General features: G+C 39.2%; 1 protein-coding gene. It reads left to right on the forward strand.

Annotation, left to right across the window (positions count from 1 at the left end; genetic code table 11):
* Positions 1-172 precede the first annotated feature (172 nt).
* The coding region (locus ACRCJ0_RS15140; protein WP_431391034.1) for an ATP-binding protein at positions 173-1,028 on the forward strand (856 nt) is incomplete at its 3' end.

Below are 1,028 nucleotides of genomic sequence, written 5' to 3' on the forward strand. Positions count from 1 at the left end.
CTGACCAATACCAAAAAGTCATTGAAGACCTTGAGAAGAACGGACAATGGCAGCGACTAATTGGTTCTGCAATCGACCCAGACCAATTCAAGGCAGATATTTTGGCCAAGGCGAAAGAGAAAATCATTTTAGAGCAAGCAAGTTATAGCCAGGAACAAAGGAGATTTTAGCCATGCATATTCAACGCTTTGAGATTTTTGGGTATGGAAAATGGGTTGACCAATCCTTCCAGCTAACACCCAATTTAAATATTTTTTCTGGTTTGAATGGGTCAGGAAAAACCACCCTAATGTCATTCCTATTAAGTGTCATGTTTGGTTTCCCAAACACACGCCGTAAAAATGCTAGAAATTATGATACCAATGATAATATCAAATACGGTGGCCGTTTATACCTTACAAATACTAAATACGGGGATGTCATGATTGAACGAACCAAAACAAATGGCAAACAACAACTGACTTACACCATTAACGAAGGGGAGAAACAAGTCACAAACGATGTTTCTTTCTTGTGGAATGATTTAAGTAAGACAGATTACCTTGCCTACTTCGGTTTTTCAGAAGATGATTTAATGGACTTTGTGTGGGATGATGAAGAAGACTTTGCTAAAAGCTTGATGTCAATTGGGATGTCGGGACGCCAAGTCTTAACCGATATCACCCCTCATATGGCTAAACAGGCTGAAGAAATCTACAAGCCAAACGGTAAGAACCCAGTCTTAAATCAAAAGATCCAAGAGATTGAAACAGCTGAAGGCAGACTAACAAAGGCGCAAGATAAGGAAGCAGCTTACTTTGATTTACGCCAATCCTATGAGCAAGAATCTAGTCGTTTAAGCCGTCTGCAAACCAGCTTAAAGGACGCAACAAGTGGTGAAATCCAACTGGAATTAGCCAACCAACAGTCTACATCAATGAACGAATATCTACAATTGCATGATGAACTGGAATCATTTGAATTTGTGGACTTTGAACCTGAATTGGCCAATAAATGGTTACAACATGAAAATCAAAGCCAACACATTA

The organism is Aerococcus sp. L_32 (assembly GCF_050689315.1).